Consider the following 16,767-nt stretch of genomic DNA (forward strand, 5'->3'; position numbering starts at 1 on the left):
CTCGTGCGCGGTGCCGCTCAGCGCATCGCGCGCCACAGCAGGTACAGGCCGATGGCCGTGCCGAACGCCACGATCAGCGTCTTCAGCACCACCGGCGGCAGCCGGCGCACCAGCCGCGCGCCGACGTACCCGCCGACCAGGGTCGCCGGGGCCACCACCGCGACGGCCGCCCAGTTCACCGGGCCGAACAGCGCGAACACCACCAGCGTGGTCAGCCCCACCGTCGCCGAGAGTAGGTTCTTCACCGCCGACACCCGGGCCAGCGTCGCGTCCAGCACCAGCGCCAGACCGGCCACCAGCATCACCCCCAGGGCCGCGCCGAAATAGCCGCCGTACACCGCGCCGACCGCGACCATGGCCTGCACGGTGACCGTACGGCGGCGCGGCCCCAACTCGGCCGGATGCCCGACGAGGCGGCGCAGCGGATCCTGGAACGCGAGCACGGCGGTCGCCCCGAGCACCAGGAACGGCACCACCAGCTCGAACGCCCGCGCCGGGGTGCCCAGCAACAGCAGGCACCCGACGATCGTGCCCACCACCGTGGTCGGCAGCAGCGCCCACAGCGCCCGGCCGCGCGGCAGGTCCGTGCGGCTGCCCGCCACGCTCGCGACGTACCCGGGGAACACCGCCACGGAGTTGCTCACGTTCGCCGGCACCGGCGGCAGCCCCGCCGCGATCATGGCCGGGAAGGTGATCAGCGAGCCGCCGCCGGCCACCGCGTTGACAGTGCCCGCGGCGAGACCGGCGGTGACCAGCAGCGCGGCGTCGGAGAGTTCCACGCCGCCGAGGCTAGCCCGCCCGGCCGCCCCGCCCCCGTCCCGCCCCCGTCCCGCCCCCGGGCGGCTGCCCTTGCCCCGCCCCGCTCGGCCTTCCCCCTTGATCATCTGCATGTCGGCGACATGGCGGTATCCCAGCGCCCCGGACCCCGCCACGTCGCCGACATGCGTCGCCGTTCACCGGCGAGACCCAGGTTTGACGATCACCCCGCCGGGTAGCCGGCCGTCCAACCGGGTGGGGAGAGGGTCGTGACCACGGACGAGACGTGCGACGACCCCGCCTCCGTACGCGGACTCGTGCGCGCCTACGACCGGGCCCGCGCGGCGGCCGACGAACTGGGCCCGCTGGTGTGGACGCGGAGCCGCCCGTGCGCCTGGTGGTCCCTGCGGCTGCCCCGCTCCACGCTCCTGACCCGCTTCTACCTCAGCCGGCACATCGACCGCAGCCTCGGCGCACTGGTGCGCGGCTACAACGCCCGGGAGGCACTGGGCACGCTGGACGACGCCATGCAGCGGGACCGCGACCTCTGCGCCGCCTACCGACGCTCGCTGCGCATCCCCAGCCAGTTGGTGGCCGTCCTGGCGTACGGGATGGCGGCCCTCGTGATCGCACAGGTGCTGGTCTCGAAGTCGGAGGAGTTCGAGGACACCCTCGCCTGGATCGTCGCCGTCCACGCGGCCGAGTTCGAGCAGGTCGACACGGACCTCGCCCGCGAGACGCTCGGCCTCGCCGCGAAGACCGTGAGCGGGAGCCCCGCCACCCTCGTGGACGTCGTCGACCGCAGCATGGACATGTCGGTCCTGACGGGATTCGTGGCATTGGCCGCCGCGGTCTTCGTGGTCTACGTGACGACGCGGATGCTGGTTCCGGCCTTCCGCCTCAAACGCCAACTGCTGTGTCTCGCCGACCAGGCCGAGTTCGGCGTACGGGACACCGCCACCGGATGGTTCGTCGACAAGTCGGTCGGGGCGTACGCGCGGGAGCGCGCCGTGTTCCGCGCCGCCGGTGCCCGGCCGCCAGCCGAATGGCCGGTGGACCTGATCATCCTGGCCGGGCCGCCGATCCTGCTGCTGTGCATCGCCGTCGGCTACGTGCGCTTCGAGGCGGGCTTCCTCTACCCGCTCACCGTGTCGAGCTGGTTCCTCGCGGCCGCCGCGCTGCGGGCCCGGTGGCTCGACACGTGCAGGCGCGGCCGGAACCTCGCCGCACCCGTCGGCGGCGGCGCGGGCGCCGTCGGGGCGAACCCTCCGTTCGTGGCGCGGGTGGCCGGCGGCCGGCATGTCGAGGGCCGGGCCGTGCCGGAGGTCGCGGCCCTGCCCGTGCTCGCCGCGATCCTGGTGCCGTTCGTCCTCAACGTCGTGGTGATCCGGCCGTTCTACTACGTGGAGAACGCGGTGGCCAGCGCACTGGAGGTCGTGGTTCCCGCTTTCCTGCCCTGGCTCGTCGCCGGCTCCTGGCACCGGCTGGCAAAGACGACGAGGCAGATCGAGGGGACCTTGCGGGCAGGTGCCCGGGGCCGAGGACCACTCCGGGCCTGGGCGTCGGTGGTGCTCTTCGTCTCGGTGGTCCTGGCACCGGTCGTCGTCACGAGAGACCTCTGGGCGCTCGGCGGTCTCCTCCACGACCGGCCGCGACGGAACCGGGCGCGGCGGCTGGCTGCCCTCGGTGTCGTCGTACCGCTGCTGAACCTGCTGTTCCTGACGTTGGTGAGCACGTCCCTGGCCGCGGTGGGCCCCCTGCACCCGCCCCGGACGGGCTGGCTGTTCGCGCTGACCGGCTCCCTCGTGGTCCTCGGGTACGGTGCCCTGCTGGGAGCCGTCCAGTGGGCGCAGAATCTCCTGCTGCCCACCTGCGGTGAGCTGACCGCGTTCGGCCGCTGCGACGGACCGGGCCGGCAATAGCCCGGGAGATCGCGTCGTTAGGATGGGGGAGCGACGGACGAGTCGACCGGGCGGTCGCGTCGGCGGGCCAGGTGCCCGTCGCCGAGGAACGTCCGGACTCCACAGGGCAGGGTGGTTGCTAACGGCAACCCGGGGCGACCCGCGGGACAGTGCCACAGAAAACAGACCGCCGGCCCCCAACGGGGACGGTAAGGGTGAAACGGTGGGGTAAGAGCCCACCAGCATCCCGGGTGACCGGGATGGCTCGGTAAACCCCACCCGGAGCAAGGCCAAAATGGGCCGTCACCGCAAGATGACGACCTGCGCAGACGCCTGAGGGCTGCCCGCCCGATGTCTGCGGGTAGGCCGCTGGAGCCTGCCGGCGACGGCAGGCCTAGATGGATGGCCGCCGCTGGCGCGTGGCCCGCGAGGGGTACGCGCCGGGCACAGAATCCGGCGTACAGGTCGACTCGTCCGTCGCCCACCAGCTCAGAGTCATGATCATGGCTCTGAGCTGGTCGCTTGTTTGGTGCTGTTGGTTGACCTTGGTCATGTTGCCGGGGGTTTGACGTAGACACCTCGGCCGGGCTGCCCGTAGACGAGGTCCCGCGCCTTGAGTTGGATCATCACGAACCGGATGACCGTCTCGCTCACCTCGTACTGTTCGCACAGTTGGCGGGTGCTGGGTAGGCGGTCGCCGGGCTTCAACACGCCAGACTCGATCTGGCGCGTGATGTCGTCGGCGATCTGTTGGTACAGCGGCTCAGCCATCCGATGCCCTCCCCACGCAAGGGAACACGTAAGGCACTACGACGGGCGACACGGGGTATCGTTGGTGCACCAGGTACACCTAGTAACGTAGGTTGTGAGGTGCCGATGGTCCGCTCCGACGAATACCTGTTGGCCGCAGCTCTAACCCTCGCCCGACGGCATCGGCCGGTGTGGTCCTGGATCAGGTGGCGGCGGGTCTGCCGATGCGGCTCAGAGCTGCCATGCCGGGCTAAACGCCGCGTCCCGACCAGCGCAGGGTATCGGCCCGGTGGCCGATCATGATCGGGCGTCGGCTGCCCCCGCTGATCCTGGACGCCTGGCGCACCCTCGACTGGCACAAGCACCGACGGTGTCCACTCTGCCGTCCAAGCGGCGGCTGTTCTCTGGTCGAGGTGGCCCGGAATCGGATCAGGGCATGGCGACGCTACGGCCCTCGCCGATGATCGAGCTGAGGGCCGGCGACGTCCTCCACATCACCGCCGCGTGCAGCGTCCAGTTCGCGAAGCCGATGCTGTTCCGCCTGATCAAGGTCCGGCATGACCTGGTGACCTACGACCACTGGATCTGGCTCGACGGCTACCAACTCGATGCCAACGGCGAGGCGGTGGCCCGACGGGAGATATTCGTCCTGCGGGCGGGGCTGACGGTGCAACGACCAACCGTCCCGACGCAACCGAGGAGGCCCAGACTGCAGACGCGGACGTAAGTCTGCCAGTTGGGCGGGCGCTCAGGGCGCGGTGTCGGAGTAGACCTCGACGTCGTAGAGCAACTGCACGTTGCGCCGGCCGTTCGTGATGCCGACGAAGACCGGTTCGCCCGCCGGCGTCCGGCCCTGCCGCCACACGGCGTCCCGCGCCGCCTCCCGCGACTCGTGGTGGGTCGTGCCCTCCTGGTGCAGTTGCAGGATGCGTCGGGCGGTGACCCGGTCGCTGTCGAGGTGGACCCGCAGCAGGGGCATGACGCCACCCCCTCCCCGATTCCGAGCCCAACTTACCACCGTTAAGTTGCCTGTCCACCGTACTAGAATGAACTCCATGACCACCACGCCGCCGCCCGTCTGGCTGCGCGCCGAGCCGGCGCGCGCCCGGCGGAAGCCGCCGCTGACCCTCGACCGCATCGTGGGCGCGGCGGTGAACCTGCTCGACGCCGACGGCATCGAGGGCCTGACGATGCGCCGCCTCGCCCAGCGGCTCGACGTGACGGCCACCGCGTTGTACTGGCACGTGAAGACGAAGGACGACGTCCTGGACCTGGCCGTCGATGGCGTCTTCGGCGACGTGCCGATCCCCGAGGTGACCGACGACTGGCGACAGGACGCCCGCGTCCTCGTCCGTGCCTGGCGCGCCGCCATGCTGCGCCATCCCTGGGCGCCAGGGCTGATCGGGCGGCCGATGCTCGGGCCCAACGTCCTGGCCCGCACCGAGTTCCTGCAGGCGGCGCTGGTGCGCGGCGGCTGTGGCGGGCTGCGGCTCGCGGTGGCCACGCGGATGCTGGCCAACTACGTCATCGGCGCGTCGCTCACGGAGGCCACCTGGCGGCAGCACGCGGACCCCGGGGCGAGGGCCGCCGCCCGCGACCACGTCGCCGCGCGCGCCGACACCTATCCGACCCTCCACGCCTCCGGCCATCTGGGCGACACCCGGTGGGACGACGACCTGCTGTTCGAGGAGGGCCTCGACGGCATCCTCCGGGCGGCGGCACGCGCGGGGGCATCGGGCTGACCGGGCCGGGCGGCGGCACGCGCGGGGGGCATCAGGACCGGGGCCGGGCGGGCCGTCAGCCCTCGCCGAGGGCGGTCACCAGCTCCGCCATGCTGTCGACGACGGCGTCCGCCGCGGCGAGCCGGGCCCGCTTGCCGGGCTTGTTGGCGTACCCGATGGCGGCGACCCCGGCGGCGTGGGCGGCCTTGATGTCGGTGGCCGAGTCGCCGACCAGGACGCAGTCCGCCGGCTCGGCGGCCAACTCCCGCAGGGCCGCGAGCACCGGGTACGGGTCCGGCTTCATCCGCCCCGGCGCGCCCTCGGGGCGGCCGACGACCGGCTGCACGTACGAAGTGAGTCGACGGGAGCTCAGGTAGGCGCGGACGCACGCGGCGGAGTTGTTCGACACCACGGCGACCCGGCGGCCGGCGCGGTGGGCGGCGAGGATGGCCTGCCGCCCGTACGGGGTCGGCGCGGCGGTGCGGGCCGCGGTGACCTCCGCGCGGGTCAGCGCCTCGTCGACGAGGCGGACGACGGCGGGGCGACCGAGCGTGGCGGTGAAGCGCAGCACGGCGAGCGGGTCGGGCTCGTGCCGGATCCCGGCCGGCAGGGGCACGCCCCGGTCAGCGAGCAGCCGGCGCAGGTCGTGGGCGACGGCCGGCGCGGGGTGTCGGGCGAAGACGCCGCACACGGGCCCGTCGAAGTCGAGCAGGACCACGCGGGCGCGGCCGACGAGGGGAGCGAGAACGGTGGTCACGGCCCGGCGGCCCGATCGGGCTGCGCCGGGCCGGGCCTCGCCGCTGCGGGGGCGGTCCGGTCCTGGCCCGCAGGTTGCAGGGCGACGACCGCCGCGAGGATGAGCGCGCCGCCGAGCAGCGCGGGCGCGGTGAGCCGCTCGCCCAGGAGCAGCGCTGCCAGGAGGGCGGCGGAGAGCGGCTCGACGAGGGTCGCCACCGTGGCGGCCGACCCGGACGTGGTCCGCAGCCCGGCGTAGAGCAGGCCGTACGCCAGGGCCATCGTCGCGACCCCGAGGTATGCCAGCAGGGCGAGCGAGGCGGGGGCGGCCGTGAGCACCGGCTCGCCTGCGGTGAGGGCGATCCCGAGCCAGGGGAGCAGCGCCAGCGTCCCGGCGGCGGTGGCGCACGTGGTCAGGGCCACGGAGTCGACCCGCTGGGCCAGGGTGTGCCCGAGCAGCGTCGTCGCCGCGTACGTGGCCCCGGACGCGACGGCGAGGACGATCCCGAGCCCCGGCCGGCCGCCGGGGGCGGGTGAGCCGTGTCCGGCGGTCGCGCTGATCAGCACCAGCCCGGTGAGCGCCGCCGCCAGCACGGCCACCTCGCGCAGCGACGGGCGTGACCGGGCGGCGGCGTGCTCCCAGGCGGCGGTCAGGACCGGTGCCAGCCCGAGCGAGACGACGGTCGAGACGCTCACGCCGACCAGCAGGACGGAGCCGAAGTACAGGGCCTGGTAGAGGGCGGTGCCGACGCCGACCACGACGGCCAGCACCGGGTGGGTGCGTAGCGTCGCGAGCACGACGCCCGACCGGCGGGTCACCACGGCGAAGCCGGCCAGGGCGACGGCGGCCAGCGCCATCCGCCACGCGCTGACCGTCATCGCGCCGAGGCCGTCGCGGCGGTGCAGCACGGTGACCACGAGCCCGCCGGTGCCCCACAGGACGCCGGCCGCGCAGACCTGGAGCAGCCCGATGCGGGTACGTCGGTGCGTGGCCCCCGCTGTCGTCGTCACGGCACCAACCTATGCGGCGCGGGAACCTCGTTCGATCCGATTATGCCGCCGTGGTGCCATGCCTGGCGGCACTGCTGTGCCAAGTTGGCTTGTTAGTGTGCCATCGATGTGCCATAGTGGTGCCATGGACCTGACCTCCTACGTGAGCAACCTCGGACGCGAGTTCGCCACCCTCGCCGAGGCCGGCGGCGACGAGTCGCGGTTGCTGGTCGAGCGCCTGACCGGGCCGCTGGAATCGGCGATCCGGATGACCCTGCTGGAAGCGCTCTCGGCCGCCGCCGACGAGATCACCCGGGACCTGGCCCCGGGGTCGGTGGAGCTGCGCCTGCGCGGGCGCGACCCCGACTTCGTCGTCACCCCGCCGCCCGCCGAGCCGCTCCAGCCCGCCGCGGGAGGCACCGCGGCGACGGGCGGCGGCACACCGGACGCCGTCCCGTCGATCGCCGAGGACGGCCCCGCCGCGCGGATCAACGTACGCCTGCCCGAGCAGCTCAAGGCCGCGATCGAGGAGGCGGCGGCGCGCGAGGGCCGCTCGGTCAACGCCTGGCTGGTCCGCGCCGCCGCCGCCGCCCTGCAACGACCCGACCACGACCAGCGCCCCGAGCCCCGCGACAGCGGCAGGCGCGCTCGGCAGAGCTTCACCGGCTGGGTGCGCTGACCCCACCCGCTCCACGCCGCGCCGGGCGGCACCACGCCATGCCGCGCCGCCCCGGCCTCACGTCCCCGACCTGCGGGGACGACTCACCCACCCACGATGTGGAGACGACCATGCCTACTTTCGAGACCCCCGAACCGATCTCCGTCACGCTGGAACTCGGCGTGGCCCACGTGCGGGTCGCCGCGAGCGACCGGACCGACACCGTCGTCGAGGTCCGGCCCAGCGACGAGTCCGACGAGTCCGACGTGCAGGCCGCCGCGCAGGTCCGGGTCGACTACGCCAACGGCGCGCTCCAGGTCACCGGCCCGAAGCGCACGTTCGACTTCTCCAAGAAGAGCAGGTCGGTGGAGGTCTCCATCGAACTGCCCAGCGGTTCCCCGCTCTCCGCCCACCTGGTGATGGGCGACGTCCGCTGCACCGGCCGGCTCGGCGAGTGCCGGATCAGGACCACCGGCGACGTCCGGATCGAGCGGACCGGCCCGCTGCGCCTGCACACGGGGGTCGGTCACGTCACCGTCGACGCCGTCGCGGGCGACGCCGAGGTCTCCACCGGCTCGGGCAGGGTCGAGCTCGGCGAGGTCGCGGGTGCCGCGTCGGTCAAGAACTCCAACGGCGACACCAGCATCGACGCGGTCACCGGCGACGGGCGGGTGCGCGCGGCCAACGGCGACATCCACGTCGAGCGGGCCGGTGCCGGCGTCGACGCGAAGACGTCCAACGGCAGCATCCGGCTCGGCGAGGTGGTCCGCGGCGCGATCGTGCTCGGCACCGCCGCCGGGAACCTGGACGTCGGCATCGCCGACGGCACCGCCGCCTGGCTGGAGGTCAACACCGGGTACGGGCACGTGCGCAACCTGCTGGAGAACACCGGCCGGCCCGGCGGGACCGAACAGACCGTCGAGGTCCGCGCCGCCACCTCCTACGGCGACATCACCATCCACCGCTCCTGACCCGCCTTTCGGCCCGAGGAGAGAACAACCATGTCCAGTACGCGAACCCGGCCGGCGATCGCCGCGACCGGCCTGCGGAAGTCGTTCGGCGACCAGGTCGTACTCGATGGTGTCGACCTGTCCGTGCCGGCCGGCACGGTCTTCGCGCTGCTCGGCGCGAACGGCGCCGGGAAGACCACCACCGTCCGGATCCTGTCCACCCTGCTCGGGGCCGACGCCGGTGACGTCCGGGTCGCCGGGCACGACCTCGCCCGCGAACCGGACGCGGTGCGCGCCGCGATCGGGGTCACCGGCCAGTTCTCCGCCGTGGACAACCTGCTCACCGGCGAGGAGAACCTGCTGCTGATGGCGGACCTGCACCACCTGCCCCGGGCCGAGGGCCGGCGGCTCGCCGCCCGGCTGCTCGGACAGTTCGACCTGACCGACGCGGCGCGCAAGCCGGCGTCGACGTACTCCGGGGGCATGCGGCGGCGGCTCGACCTGGCGATGACCCTGGTCGGCGACCCGCGAGTGATCTTCCTCGACGAGCCGACGACCGGGCTGGACCCGCGCAGCCGCCGCAACATGTGGCAGCTCGTCCGGGACCTGGTGGCCGGCGGCGTCACGATCTTCCTGACCACCCAGTACCTGGAGGAGGCCGACGAGCTGGCCGACCGGATCGCGGTCCTCGACCGCGGCCGGGTGATCGCCGAGGGCACGGCGGAGGAACTCAAGCGCCGCATCCCCGGCGGGCACGTCCGCCTGCGGTTCGCCGACGAGCAGGGCCTCGACGCGGCCCGGCGCGTGCTCGGCCAGGTGACGCGCGACGGCGACGCCCTCGCCCTGCGGGTGCCCAGCGACGGCAGCCTGCGCTCGCTCAGGACCCTGCTCGGCCGGCTCGACGACCAGGCCGTCCAGGTCGACGAGTTGTCCGTGCACACCCCCGACCTCGACGACGTCTTCCTCGCCCTCACCGGCGGCCCCACCGACGAGAAGGTGACCATCCGATGAGCACCCCCGCCCTCAGCGGCCCCGCCCCGGCGGCCCTGCGCCTGCACCCGCTGCGCGACTCGGCGACGATGCTGCGCCGCAGCCTCCGGCGCATGCTGCGGTACCCGTCGATGACCGTGACGCTCGTCGCGATGCCCGTCGTCTTCCTGCTGCTGTTCGTCTACGTGTTCGGCGGCACGCTGGGCGCCGGGCTCGGCGGGGCGGTGCCCGGCGGCGCGGCCGGCGGGCGGGCCGCGTACGCCAACTACGTGGCCCCCGCGATCATCCTGATGACCGTGACGGCGGCGGTCCAGGGGACGGCGATCACCATCGCCATGGACCTGACCGAGGGGATCATCGCCCGGTTCCGCACGATGCACATCGCCCGCGTCTCGGTGCTGACCGGGCACGTCCTGGGTAGCCTGATCCAGGCGATGCTCAGCGTGGTGGTGGTGACCGCAGTGGCCGTGCTGGTCGGCTTCCGGCCCGCCGCCGGGCCGGGCGGGTGGCTGGCCGCGGCCGGCTTCCTGGCGGCGGTGACCTTCGCGCTCGTCTGGCTGGCCGTCGCGCTCGGCCAGGTGAGCGGGAGCGTCGAGACCGCCAGCAACCTGCCCATGCCGCTCGTCCTGCTGCCCTTTCTCGGCAGCGGGTTCGTCCCCACCGACTCCATGCCGGCCGGGCTGCGCTGGTTCGCCGAGTACCAGCCGTTCACGCCGATCATCGAGACCCTGCGCGGCCTGCTGATGGACGAGCCGGTCGGCAACGACGTGTGGCTCGCGCTCGCCTGGTGCGCGGCCATCGCGCTGGGCGGCTACCTCTGGTCGAGGTGGCTGTTCAACCGGGAGCCCGCACGCTGACGGTGGAGTTCCCGGTGCGCCCATCGGACACCCCGATCAGCCCGTCCGGCGCGTAAAATCCAACTACTTCGATATTTTGGGTTGGTCTGCTCGGCGGGCCTGATGGGAGTGATGGTGCGGAACCTGCTGGCCCAGTTGCTGGGCATCGCGACCGCGATCTCGCTGGCCGCCGTCGGCGGCACCGCGCCGGTCCCCGCGGGGGCGGCCGATGTGCGGGGCGCGCCGACCGCCGCGGCGGACTCGCCTGCCGACCTGACCGGCGACATCGACTTCTCCGTGCCGAGCGGCACGTTCCAGGGCGAGCTCTCCGTCTCGCTGGGCACGAGCGTGACCGGTGCCGAGATCCGCTACACGACCGACGGGACGCTCCCCGGGCCGGACTCCCGCCGGTACGACGACACGCCCCTGCTGCTCTCCGGCACCACCCAACTGCGGGCGCGGCCGTTCGTGGGTGGAGCACCGGCCGGCGATCCCGGCACGGCGCTCTACGTCGCGCGGGCCATGGACGTGAGCCTCGACCTGCCGATTCTGGTGATCGACGGGTACGGAAAGGGCAAGCCGGGGCGGGACTTCGTCGACTCGGCGGCCCTGCTCTTCGAGCCGACCGGGGGATACGCGTCGCTCTCGGCGACGCCGACCCTCGCCACCCGGATCGGCTACCACCTGCGCGGCACGTCGAGTTCCCTGTTCGACAAGGCCCCGTACCGGGTCGAGTTCCGGGACAACGAGGACGACGACGCCGACTATCCGGTGCTGGGGATGCCCGCGGAGTCCGACTGGGTGCTGCGGGGCCCGTACACCGACAAGGCGCTGATCCGGGAGGCGCTGACCTTCGACCTGGCCCGCCAGCTGGGGTACCAGGCGCCCCGGTACGCCTTTGTCGAGTTCTATCTCAACGTCGCGGACCGGCCGTTGGGCGCCGAGGACTACCAGGGCGTCTACATGATCGTGGAGACCATCAAGAACGCGAAGAACCGGCTCGACCTGAAGGAGCTCGATCCCGACGACGTCACCCTGCCGGCGATCTCCGGCGGGTACATCTTCAAGTTCGAGTGGCTGACGGCCGAGGAGCCGACCCTGGAGTGCGTGGGGCGGCCCGCGACCTGCTGGCACTACCTGGAGGTCGTCGACCCGTCGCCGCTGCAACCGGAGCAGCAGGCCTGGCTCACCGGCCACCTCCAGCAGTTCAACGACCTGATGCAGTCCCGAAGCTTCGCCGACCCGACGACGGGCTATCCCGCCTGGATCGACGTCGGATCGTTCGTCGACTCGCTGATCCTCAACGAGCTGACCCGCAACTTCGACGCCTACGCCCGCAGCTCCTACTTCTACAAGGACCGGGGCGGCAAGATCACCGCCGGGCCGCTGTGGGACCTCGACATCACCTACGGCGTCGGCGGCGGGGACAACCTGGAGACGGCCGGCTGGCAGTACGAGCAGCCGCGCTGGCCGAAGCCCAACAACTGGATCAACCGGCTGGTCACGGACCCCGCGTTCGTCGGGCTGGTCCGGGCCCGCTGGGCCGAGCTGCGCCGGGGGCCGCTCTCCGGGGCGCAGCTCGACGCGCGGTTCGCCGCCATCACGGCCCCGCTGGTCAACGCCGCCGAACGGAACTTCCAGCGGTGGCCGAACCTGACCACCGAGAAGATCGGGCCCATCGTCACCCCGACCGCCGACACCTGGCAGGGGCAGGTCCGGTACATGCGGGACTGGATGACCGAGCGGATGGCGTGGCTGGATTCGTCCGCCGGCTGGGGCGGGGCCGCCGCAGCCGGCGGGTGAGCACCACCCATCCAGCCGTGATCATGTCGGCGAGATGGGGGCATCCGGCCGTTCGGGATACCCCCATCTCGCCGACATCGCGAACCGGACCCGGCCCGCCGGGCCAGGCCGGACCGGGGTCAGTCCGTCGCGTCGACCGTGCGGGGCCGGTCGTCCTCCGCCGGACGCGGGGCGACGACGTGCACCGACACCCCCGCGTTGCGGTTGTGCGTCTCGATCCAGGTGTCCAGCGCGGTGCGGCAGGCGTGGTCGACGTGCCGCAGCCCGCGCAGGTCCAGCCGGACGGTCCGGTCGGCCGGCAGGTCGTTGAGCGTGGTGAGGATGGTGGGCAACCGGAGGAAGGTGGCGTTCCCGGTGATCGCGACCTCGACCGGCCCCGGGCCGGCGTCCCGCCCGGTGGGGCCGCCCGCCGCGGCGTCGCGCGCCACCGGAACGTCGCGCACGGTGACCCGGACGTGCGAGGTCTCCCACGCGGTCTTCACCACGGCCAGACCGAGGCCGACGAGCACACCGGTGAACATGTCGGTGGTGAGGATGGCCAGGGCCGTCACCGCCAGCACCGCCGCCTCGCCCCGGTGTTCCCGCCACAGTTGCGGCAGCGCGCGCAGCGGCAGCAGCTTGACGCCGGCGTGGACGAGCACGGCGGCGAGCGCGGGCAGCGGCATCAGCCCGATCAGGCCGGGCGCGGCGGCGGCGAACACCAGCAGCCACAGCCCGTGCAGCACCCGGGAGGCCTTCGTCCGCGCGCCGGCCCGCACGTTGGCGGAGCTGCGGACGATGACGGCGGTCATCGGCAGGGCGCCGAGCAGGCCGCAGATCGTGTTGCCGGTGCCCTGCGCCACGAGTTCCCGGTCGAAGTCGGTGCGGGGGCCCCGGTGCAGCCGGTCGACGGCCGCCGCGCTGAACAGGCTCTCCGCCGAGGCAACCAGGGTGAACGTGGCGATGGTGGCCAGCACCCCGACGTCCGCGAGGGTGCCCCAGTGCCCGAGCGACGGCTGCATCGCCGCGAGCAGCCCCTCGACCTCGATGGTGTCGACGGGCAGCCCGAGCGCGGCGGTCACCCCGGCCGCCGCCACGACGGCGACGAGCGCGCCGGGGACCGTCCGCAGCCGACCGGGCAGCCTGTCCCAGCCCACCATCACGGCGATGGTGGCCACGCCCACGGCGAGCGAGACCCGCGCCGGTGTGGACGTGGCGACCTCGCCCACCAGCCCCGGCAGGCCGGTGAACTTGCCCGGCCCGGTGTGCGGCGCGGCGACGCCGGCCAGGACATAGAGCTGCCCGGCGATGAGCAGCAGGCCGATGCCGGCGAGCATGCCCTGCACCACCGCCACGGTGATGGCGCGGAACCAGCGGCCGAGCCGCAGCAGCCCCAGGCCGATCTGGAGCAGCCCGGCGACCAGGACGATCGTGCCGAGGCCGGCGAGGCCGTAGCGGTCCACGGCCTCGGCGACCAGCACGGTCAGGCCGGCGGCGGGGCCGCTGACCTGCATGCTGCTGCCGGGCATGAACCCCACGACGAGGCCACCGACGATGCCGGTGACCAGGCCGAGTTCGGCCGGCACGCCGGAGGCGACGGCGATGCCCACGCAGAGCGGGAGGGCGACGAGGAAGACGACGACGGAGGCGGACAGGTCGGCGCGCAGCGTGCGCCAGGGCAGGGCGGGAGGCGACATCGTTCACATCCGGGGAAGGCGGGGCGAGCGGGCGACGGGTCGGCCACCGACGCCGGCCGCCGGCTGGTCGCACCGCCGGCCGGGCCGGGGGTACGGGTGTCGGCGGCGCGGTGGCCGGCGGGTGACGCGTGGTGGTCAGGCGTACGGAAAGGTGCCCGACGGGCCGGGGGACGTCCTCGCCGTCCGCCGGCCGTGCGCCGCCCGCGACGGCGGGCGGGCCGGGTGCCGGCTGGCGGCGCTCAGCAGCGCAGGACGCTCAGCCGGATCGGGTCGGGTCCGGCGTCGGCGGTGGCGGGGCGCCCGTCGGCGGTGCTGCCCCGGCGGACGGCGGCGTCGGGCAGGGCCGACCCGGCCTGCGGCCCGGGGTCGCGGCGGTCGGTGCCCTGGTTGCCCCGCCCGGAGCGGCTGACCGACCCGCACGCCTTCCCGTCGAAGCGGGGCACGACGGTGGGGTCCGGCGGCTGGCCGGTGTGCGCGGCGAGCGTGGTCACCAGGCGGTACGCCTCCAGGGCGACCCGCCGGGCGGTCGCGCGGACCGGGGTGCCCGGGTCGGCGGCCGACGCGGTGGCGACGGCGGGGTGCGGCGCGACGGTGACGGCGACGGCGTCGAGCGGGGAGCGGCAGGCGAGGCCGAGGTGCAGCACGAGCGCGCCGGCGAGCAGCGGGGCGAGGAGAACGGTGACGGTTCTGCGCTGCACCGCTCACCCCCAGGCCGGTACGCGTGCACGCACACCGCGTGCCACCACACCGTAGATCTCCCGACCCGCGTTGCCGGTTACGCCCGTTTTAACGGATTAATGCGCGCTGTGGGTCCTGTCGTGATCCGTGCCCGGACGCGGTGCGGCCCCGGGGCGATCGAGCGCTCCGGGGCCGCACCTGGGGGTGGGTGATCAGCTGGTGGGGGAGACGTACAGCAGGCGGTTCGGGGAGCCGGTGCCGGGGCTGGTGACCACGCCGGCGGTGGCCGTGCTGGTCAGGTACGAGGCGACCTGGGCCGGGGTCCAGGTCGGGTTGTTGGACAGGACGCGGGCGGCGGCGCCGGCCACGTGCGGCGAGGCCATCGAGGTGCCGCTGATGGTGTTGGTCGCCGTGTTGCTGCTGTACCAGGCGGACAGCACGTCCACGCCCGGGGCGAAGATGTCCAGGCAGGTGCCGAAGTTGGAGAAGCTGGCGCGCGCGTCGTTGCTCTGCGTCGCCCCGACGGTGATCGCCGTGGGCACGGCGGCCGGCGAGGAGGTGCAGGCGTTGGCGTTGGAGTTGCCGGCGGCCACCGCGTAGGTGACCCCGTCGGCGATGGAGTTCGCCACGGCCGTGTCCAGCGACGAGTTCGCGCCGCCGCCGAGGCTCATGTTCGCCACCGCAGGCTGGCCGGCCTGGTGGTTGGAGGTCACCCAGTTGACGCCGCCGATGACGCCGGCGTTGGTGCCCCGGCCCCGGCAGTTGAGCACCCGCACGGCCACGAGCTTGACGTCCTTGGCCACGCCGTACGTGGTGCCGCCGACGGTGCCGGAGACGTGCGTGCCGTGGCCGTTGCAGTCGGCGGCCGGTAGGGCGTTGTCGACCGCGTCGTACCCGTCGACGGCCTGGCCGCCGAAGTCGCTGTGGTTGATGTTGATGCCGGTGTCGATGACGTACGCCGTGACGCCGGTGCCGGCACTGGTGTAGTTGTAGGACTTGCTCAGCGGCAGGGCGGCCTGGTCGGTGCGGTCCAGCCCCCACGGCGGGTTCGCCTGGGTGGTCTGGATGCCCACCTCGTGGTTCTGCTCGACCCAGGCGACGGACGGGTGCGCCGCGAGGCGCTTCGCGGCGGCCTCGGACAGCCGCACCTCGAAGCCGTTGAGCGCCGCGCCGTACACCTGGGCGACGCTGCCGCCGAAGCGCTTGGCCAGGCTGCCGGCGGAGCTGGCGACGGCGGCGGCCCGGGTGCCGGCCTTCCCGCCCACGGCGCTGTCCTTCAGGACGACGATGTAGCTGGAGGGAACGGCGGTGGCACCACCGGCGTGGCGGATCTCGCCGGTCGCGGGCGCTGCGGACACCGGGCTGCCGATCATCGTGGCGGCGAGCGCCGACGCGGTCAGCACGCCGAGGGTGGCGGCCTTGCGGGGGAGCGTCATCTATCGGTCTCCTCTGTCGTCGACCGCGTCAAGCTGCGGGTACGCGGTCTGAGATCGTGATGACAGGCTATCCATAGATCCACAGTGAGCTATATATCGAATGGGTCATAGCATCGCGCGTATCTCGTCGCGTACGCCCCGCTGGAACGCGCGGGCCGCCACGCCGCCCGGTGGCGGGCCGCCGCCCCGGGCCGCGATCGCCCGCTCGATCAGGCCAGCCGCCGGGTGCCCCCGCCCGACCAGCCGCCGCCCCGCCGCCACCTTCGGCAGCCAGTCGCCGTCGCGGCAGCGCACCAGCGCGCGGCACGCGCCGAGCACCGCGTCCTCGGCGCCGGCGGCCGGCGCGTCGCCGGGCGGGGTCGGCAGCGCCAACCGCCAGGTCAGCGCGTCCACCAGCAGCCGGGCGCAGGTCGGCCGGCGTCAGGTCGGCGAACGCCTCCCCGGCCGGCGGCCCGAGCAGGGCCGACCCGCCGGCGTGCAGGATGCTGCGGTCCAGCCCGTACCAGAACCGGCCGTCGGCGGCCGGCCGCTCGTCGCCGGACCAGGTCACCCGGGGCGGCATCCGGGCGCCCGTGTTCAGCTCCACCTCGAAGCCCGGCTCCGGGGTGCCCGACCGGGCCACGTCCCGGCGGTAGACGACCAGCTCCAGCCCGCGCGCCGGGCAGGGCAGCGCCTCGTGCCGCAGCCGGGCGACCAGCTCCCGCTTGCGTCCGGCGGGCAGGGCCCGCGCGCACAGCAACGCCACGTCCACGTCGCTGCGCCCCGGCTGGTACGCGCCGAGCGCCACCGACCCGGCCGCGGACGCGCCGACGAGGTCCTCGCCGAGCACCTCGCCGGCCGCGGTGACCAACTCCGTCAGGTAGCGCTCCACCTCCGTGTCCACCGTC

17 protein-coding genes and 1 other RNA gene are annotated in these 16,767 nt (G+C 73.7%); 9 read left to right on the top strand and 9 right to left on the bottom strand.

Annotated elements, in window-relative coordinates; genetic code table 11:
• Positions 1-17: 17 nt before the first annotated feature.
• A complete protein-coding gene (locus GA0070558_RS03165) occupies positions 18-779 on the bottom strand; it encodes a sulfite exporter TauE/SafE family protein (protein WP_077938920.1) in 762 nt (253 codons plus the stop codon).
• A 246-nt stretch (positions 780-1,025) separates the two neighbouring features.
• Between GA0070558_RS03165 and GA0070558_RS03170 the strand changes: the two genes are divergently transcribed.
• Positions 1,026-2,678 (top strand): hypothetical protein, encoded by a 1,653-nt coding sequence (locus GA0070558_RS03170; protein ID WP_091275416.1) that lies wholly within the window; start codon positions 1,026-1,028, stop codon positions 2,676-2,678.
• A gap of 38 nt (positions 2,679-2,716) precedes the next feature.
• Positions 2,717-3,134, top strand: an RNA gene (gene rnpB, locus GA0070558_RS03175) — RNase P RNA component class A.
• Positions 3,135-3,206: 72 nt separating this feature from the next.
• Here the strand turns inward: rnpB and GA0070558_RS03180 are convergent.
• The gene (locus tag GA0070558_RS03180) at positions 3,207-3,428 is read right to left on the bottom strand and encodes a winged helix-turn-helix domain-containing protein (protein ID WP_091275418.1); all 222 of its coding nucleotides are present in this window, start codon (positions 3,426-3,428) and stop codon (positions 3,207-3,209) included.
• A gap of 415 nt (positions 3,429-3,843) precedes the next feature.
• Here GA0070558_RS03180 and GA0070558_RS03185 point away from each other — a divergent pair, with 415 nt between their 5' ends.
• Complete coding sequence (locus GA0070558_RS03185) at positions 3,844-4,134, top strand: hypothetical protein (protein WP_439709556.1); 291 nt, start codon at positions 3,844-3,846, stop codon at positions 4,132-4,134.
• Positions 4,135-4,155: 21 nt separating this feature from the next.
• Here the strand turns inward: GA0070558_RS03185 and GA0070558_RS03190 are convergent, their stop codons facing one another.
• Positions 4,156-4,386, bottom strand: a complete 231-nt coding sequence (locus GA0070558_RS03190; RefSeq protein ID WP_091275421.1) for a hypothetical protein — start codon at positions 4,384-4,386, stop codon at positions 4,156-4,158.
• Positions 4,387-4,462: 76 nt separating this feature from the next.
• Here GA0070558_RS03190 and GA0070558_RS03195 point away from each other — a divergent pair, with 76 nt between their 5' ends.
• Positions 4,463-5,149 carry a TetR/AcrR family transcriptional regulator gene (locus GA0070558_RS03195; protein WP_091275424.1) on the top strand — a complete coding sequence of 229 codons (687 nt, stop codon included), beginning with the start codon at positions 4,463-4,465 and terminating at the stop codon, positions 5,147-5,149.
• Between the two features lie 55 nt (positions 5,150-5,204).
• On the opposite strand, the gene GA0070558_RS03200 is transcribed toward GA0070558_RS03195, so the two are convergent.
• Positions 5,205-5,885: an HAD family hydrolase gene (locus tag GA0070558_RS03200; RefSeq protein WP_091275427.1), complete on the bottom strand. Its 681-nt coding sequence runs from the start codon at positions 5,883-5,885 to the stop codon at positions 5,205-5,207.
• Entirely contained in the window at positions 5,882-6,874 is a 993-nt protein-coding gene (locus GA0070558_RS03205) for a DMT family transporter (RefSeq protein WP_091275430.1), read from the bottom strand. The genes GA0070558_RS03200 and GA0070558_RS03205 overlap by 4 nt, the downstream gene beginning before the upstream one ends.
• A gap of 124 nt (positions 6,875-6,998) precedes the next feature.
• Here GA0070558_RS03205 and GA0070558_RS03210 point away from each other — a divergent pair, with 124 nt between their 5' ends.
• The 5 genes from GA0070558_RS03210 to GA0070558_RS03230 all read left to right on the top strand — a co-directional run bounded on the left by GA0070558_RS03210 (position 6,999) and on the right by GA0070558_RS03230 (position 12,090).
• On the top strand, positions 6,999-7,532 hold the full coding sequence (locus GA0070558_RS03210; RefSeq protein WP_091275434.1) for a YlcI/YnfO family protein: 534 nt from the start codon (positions 6,999-7,001) through the stop codon (positions 7,530-7,532).
• Between the two features lie 110 nt (positions 7,533-7,642).
• Positions 7,643-8,482 carry a DUF4097 family beta strand repeat-containing protein gene (locus GA0070558_RS03215; RefSeq protein WP_091275640.1) on the top strand — a complete coding sequence of 280 codons (840 nt, stop codon included), beginning with the start codon at positions 7,643-7,645 and terminating at the stop codon, positions 8,480-8,482.
• Between the two features lie 30 nt (positions 8,483-8,512).
• Positions 8,513-9,472 (top strand): ATP-binding cassette domain-containing protein, encoded by a 960-nt coding sequence (locus GA0070558_RS03220; RefSeq protein ID WP_091275437.1) that lies wholly within the window; start codon positions 8,513-8,515, stop codon positions 9,470-9,472.
• Positions 9,469-10,308 carry an ABC transporter permease gene (locus GA0070558_RS03225; protein ID WP_091275440.1) on the top strand — a complete coding sequence of 280 codons (840 nt, stop codon included), beginning with the start codon at positions 9,469-9,471 and terminating at the stop codon, positions 10,306-10,308. The genes GA0070558_RS03220 and GA0070558_RS03225 overlap by 4 nt, the downstream gene beginning before the upstream one ends.
• 114 nt (positions 10,309-10,422) lie before the next feature.
• Positions 10,423-12,090 carry a CotH kinase family protein gene (locus GA0070558_RS03230; protein WP_256091732.1) on the top strand — a complete coding sequence of 556 codons (1,668 nt, stop codon included), beginning with the start codon at positions 10,423-10,425 and terminating at the stop codon, positions 12,088-12,090.
• 119 nt (positions 12,091-12,209) lie between these two features.
• On the opposite strand, the gene GA0070558_RS03235 is transcribed toward GA0070558_RS03230, so the two are convergent.
• The 4 genes from GA0070558_RS03235 to GA0070558_RS03250 form a co-directional block, all read right to left on the bottom strand.
• A complete protein-coding gene (locus GA0070558_RS03235) occupies positions 12,210-13,766 on the bottom strand; it encodes a SulP family inorganic anion transporter (protein ID WP_091275447.1) in 1,557 nt (518 codons plus the stop codon).
• Positions 13,767-14,005: 239 nt separating this feature from the next.
• Entirely contained in the window at positions 14,006-14,464 is a 459-nt protein-coding gene (locus GA0070558_RS03240; protein WP_091275450.1) for a hypothetical protein, read from the bottom strand.
• 192 nt (positions 14,465-14,656) lie between these two features.
• Positions 14,657-15,880: a S8 family peptidase gene (locus GA0070558_RS03245; protein WP_091275453.1), complete on the bottom strand. Its 1,224-nt coding sequence runs from the start codon at positions 15,878-15,880 to the stop codon at positions 14,657-14,659.
• A gap of 67 nt (positions 15,881-15,947) precedes the next feature.
• A complete protein-coding gene (locus GA0070558_RS03250) occupies positions 15,948-16,763 on the bottom strand; it encodes a nucleotidyltransferase domain-containing protein (RefSeq protein ID WP_256091733.1) in 816 nt (271 codons plus the stop codon).
• Positions 16,764-16,767: the final 4 nt, after the last annotated feature.

It is taken from the genome of Micromonospora haikouensis (genome assembly GCF_900091595.1).
Lineage (GTDB): Bacteria > Actinomycetota > Actinomycetes > Mycobacteriales > Micromonosporaceae > Micromonospora > Micromonospora haikouensis.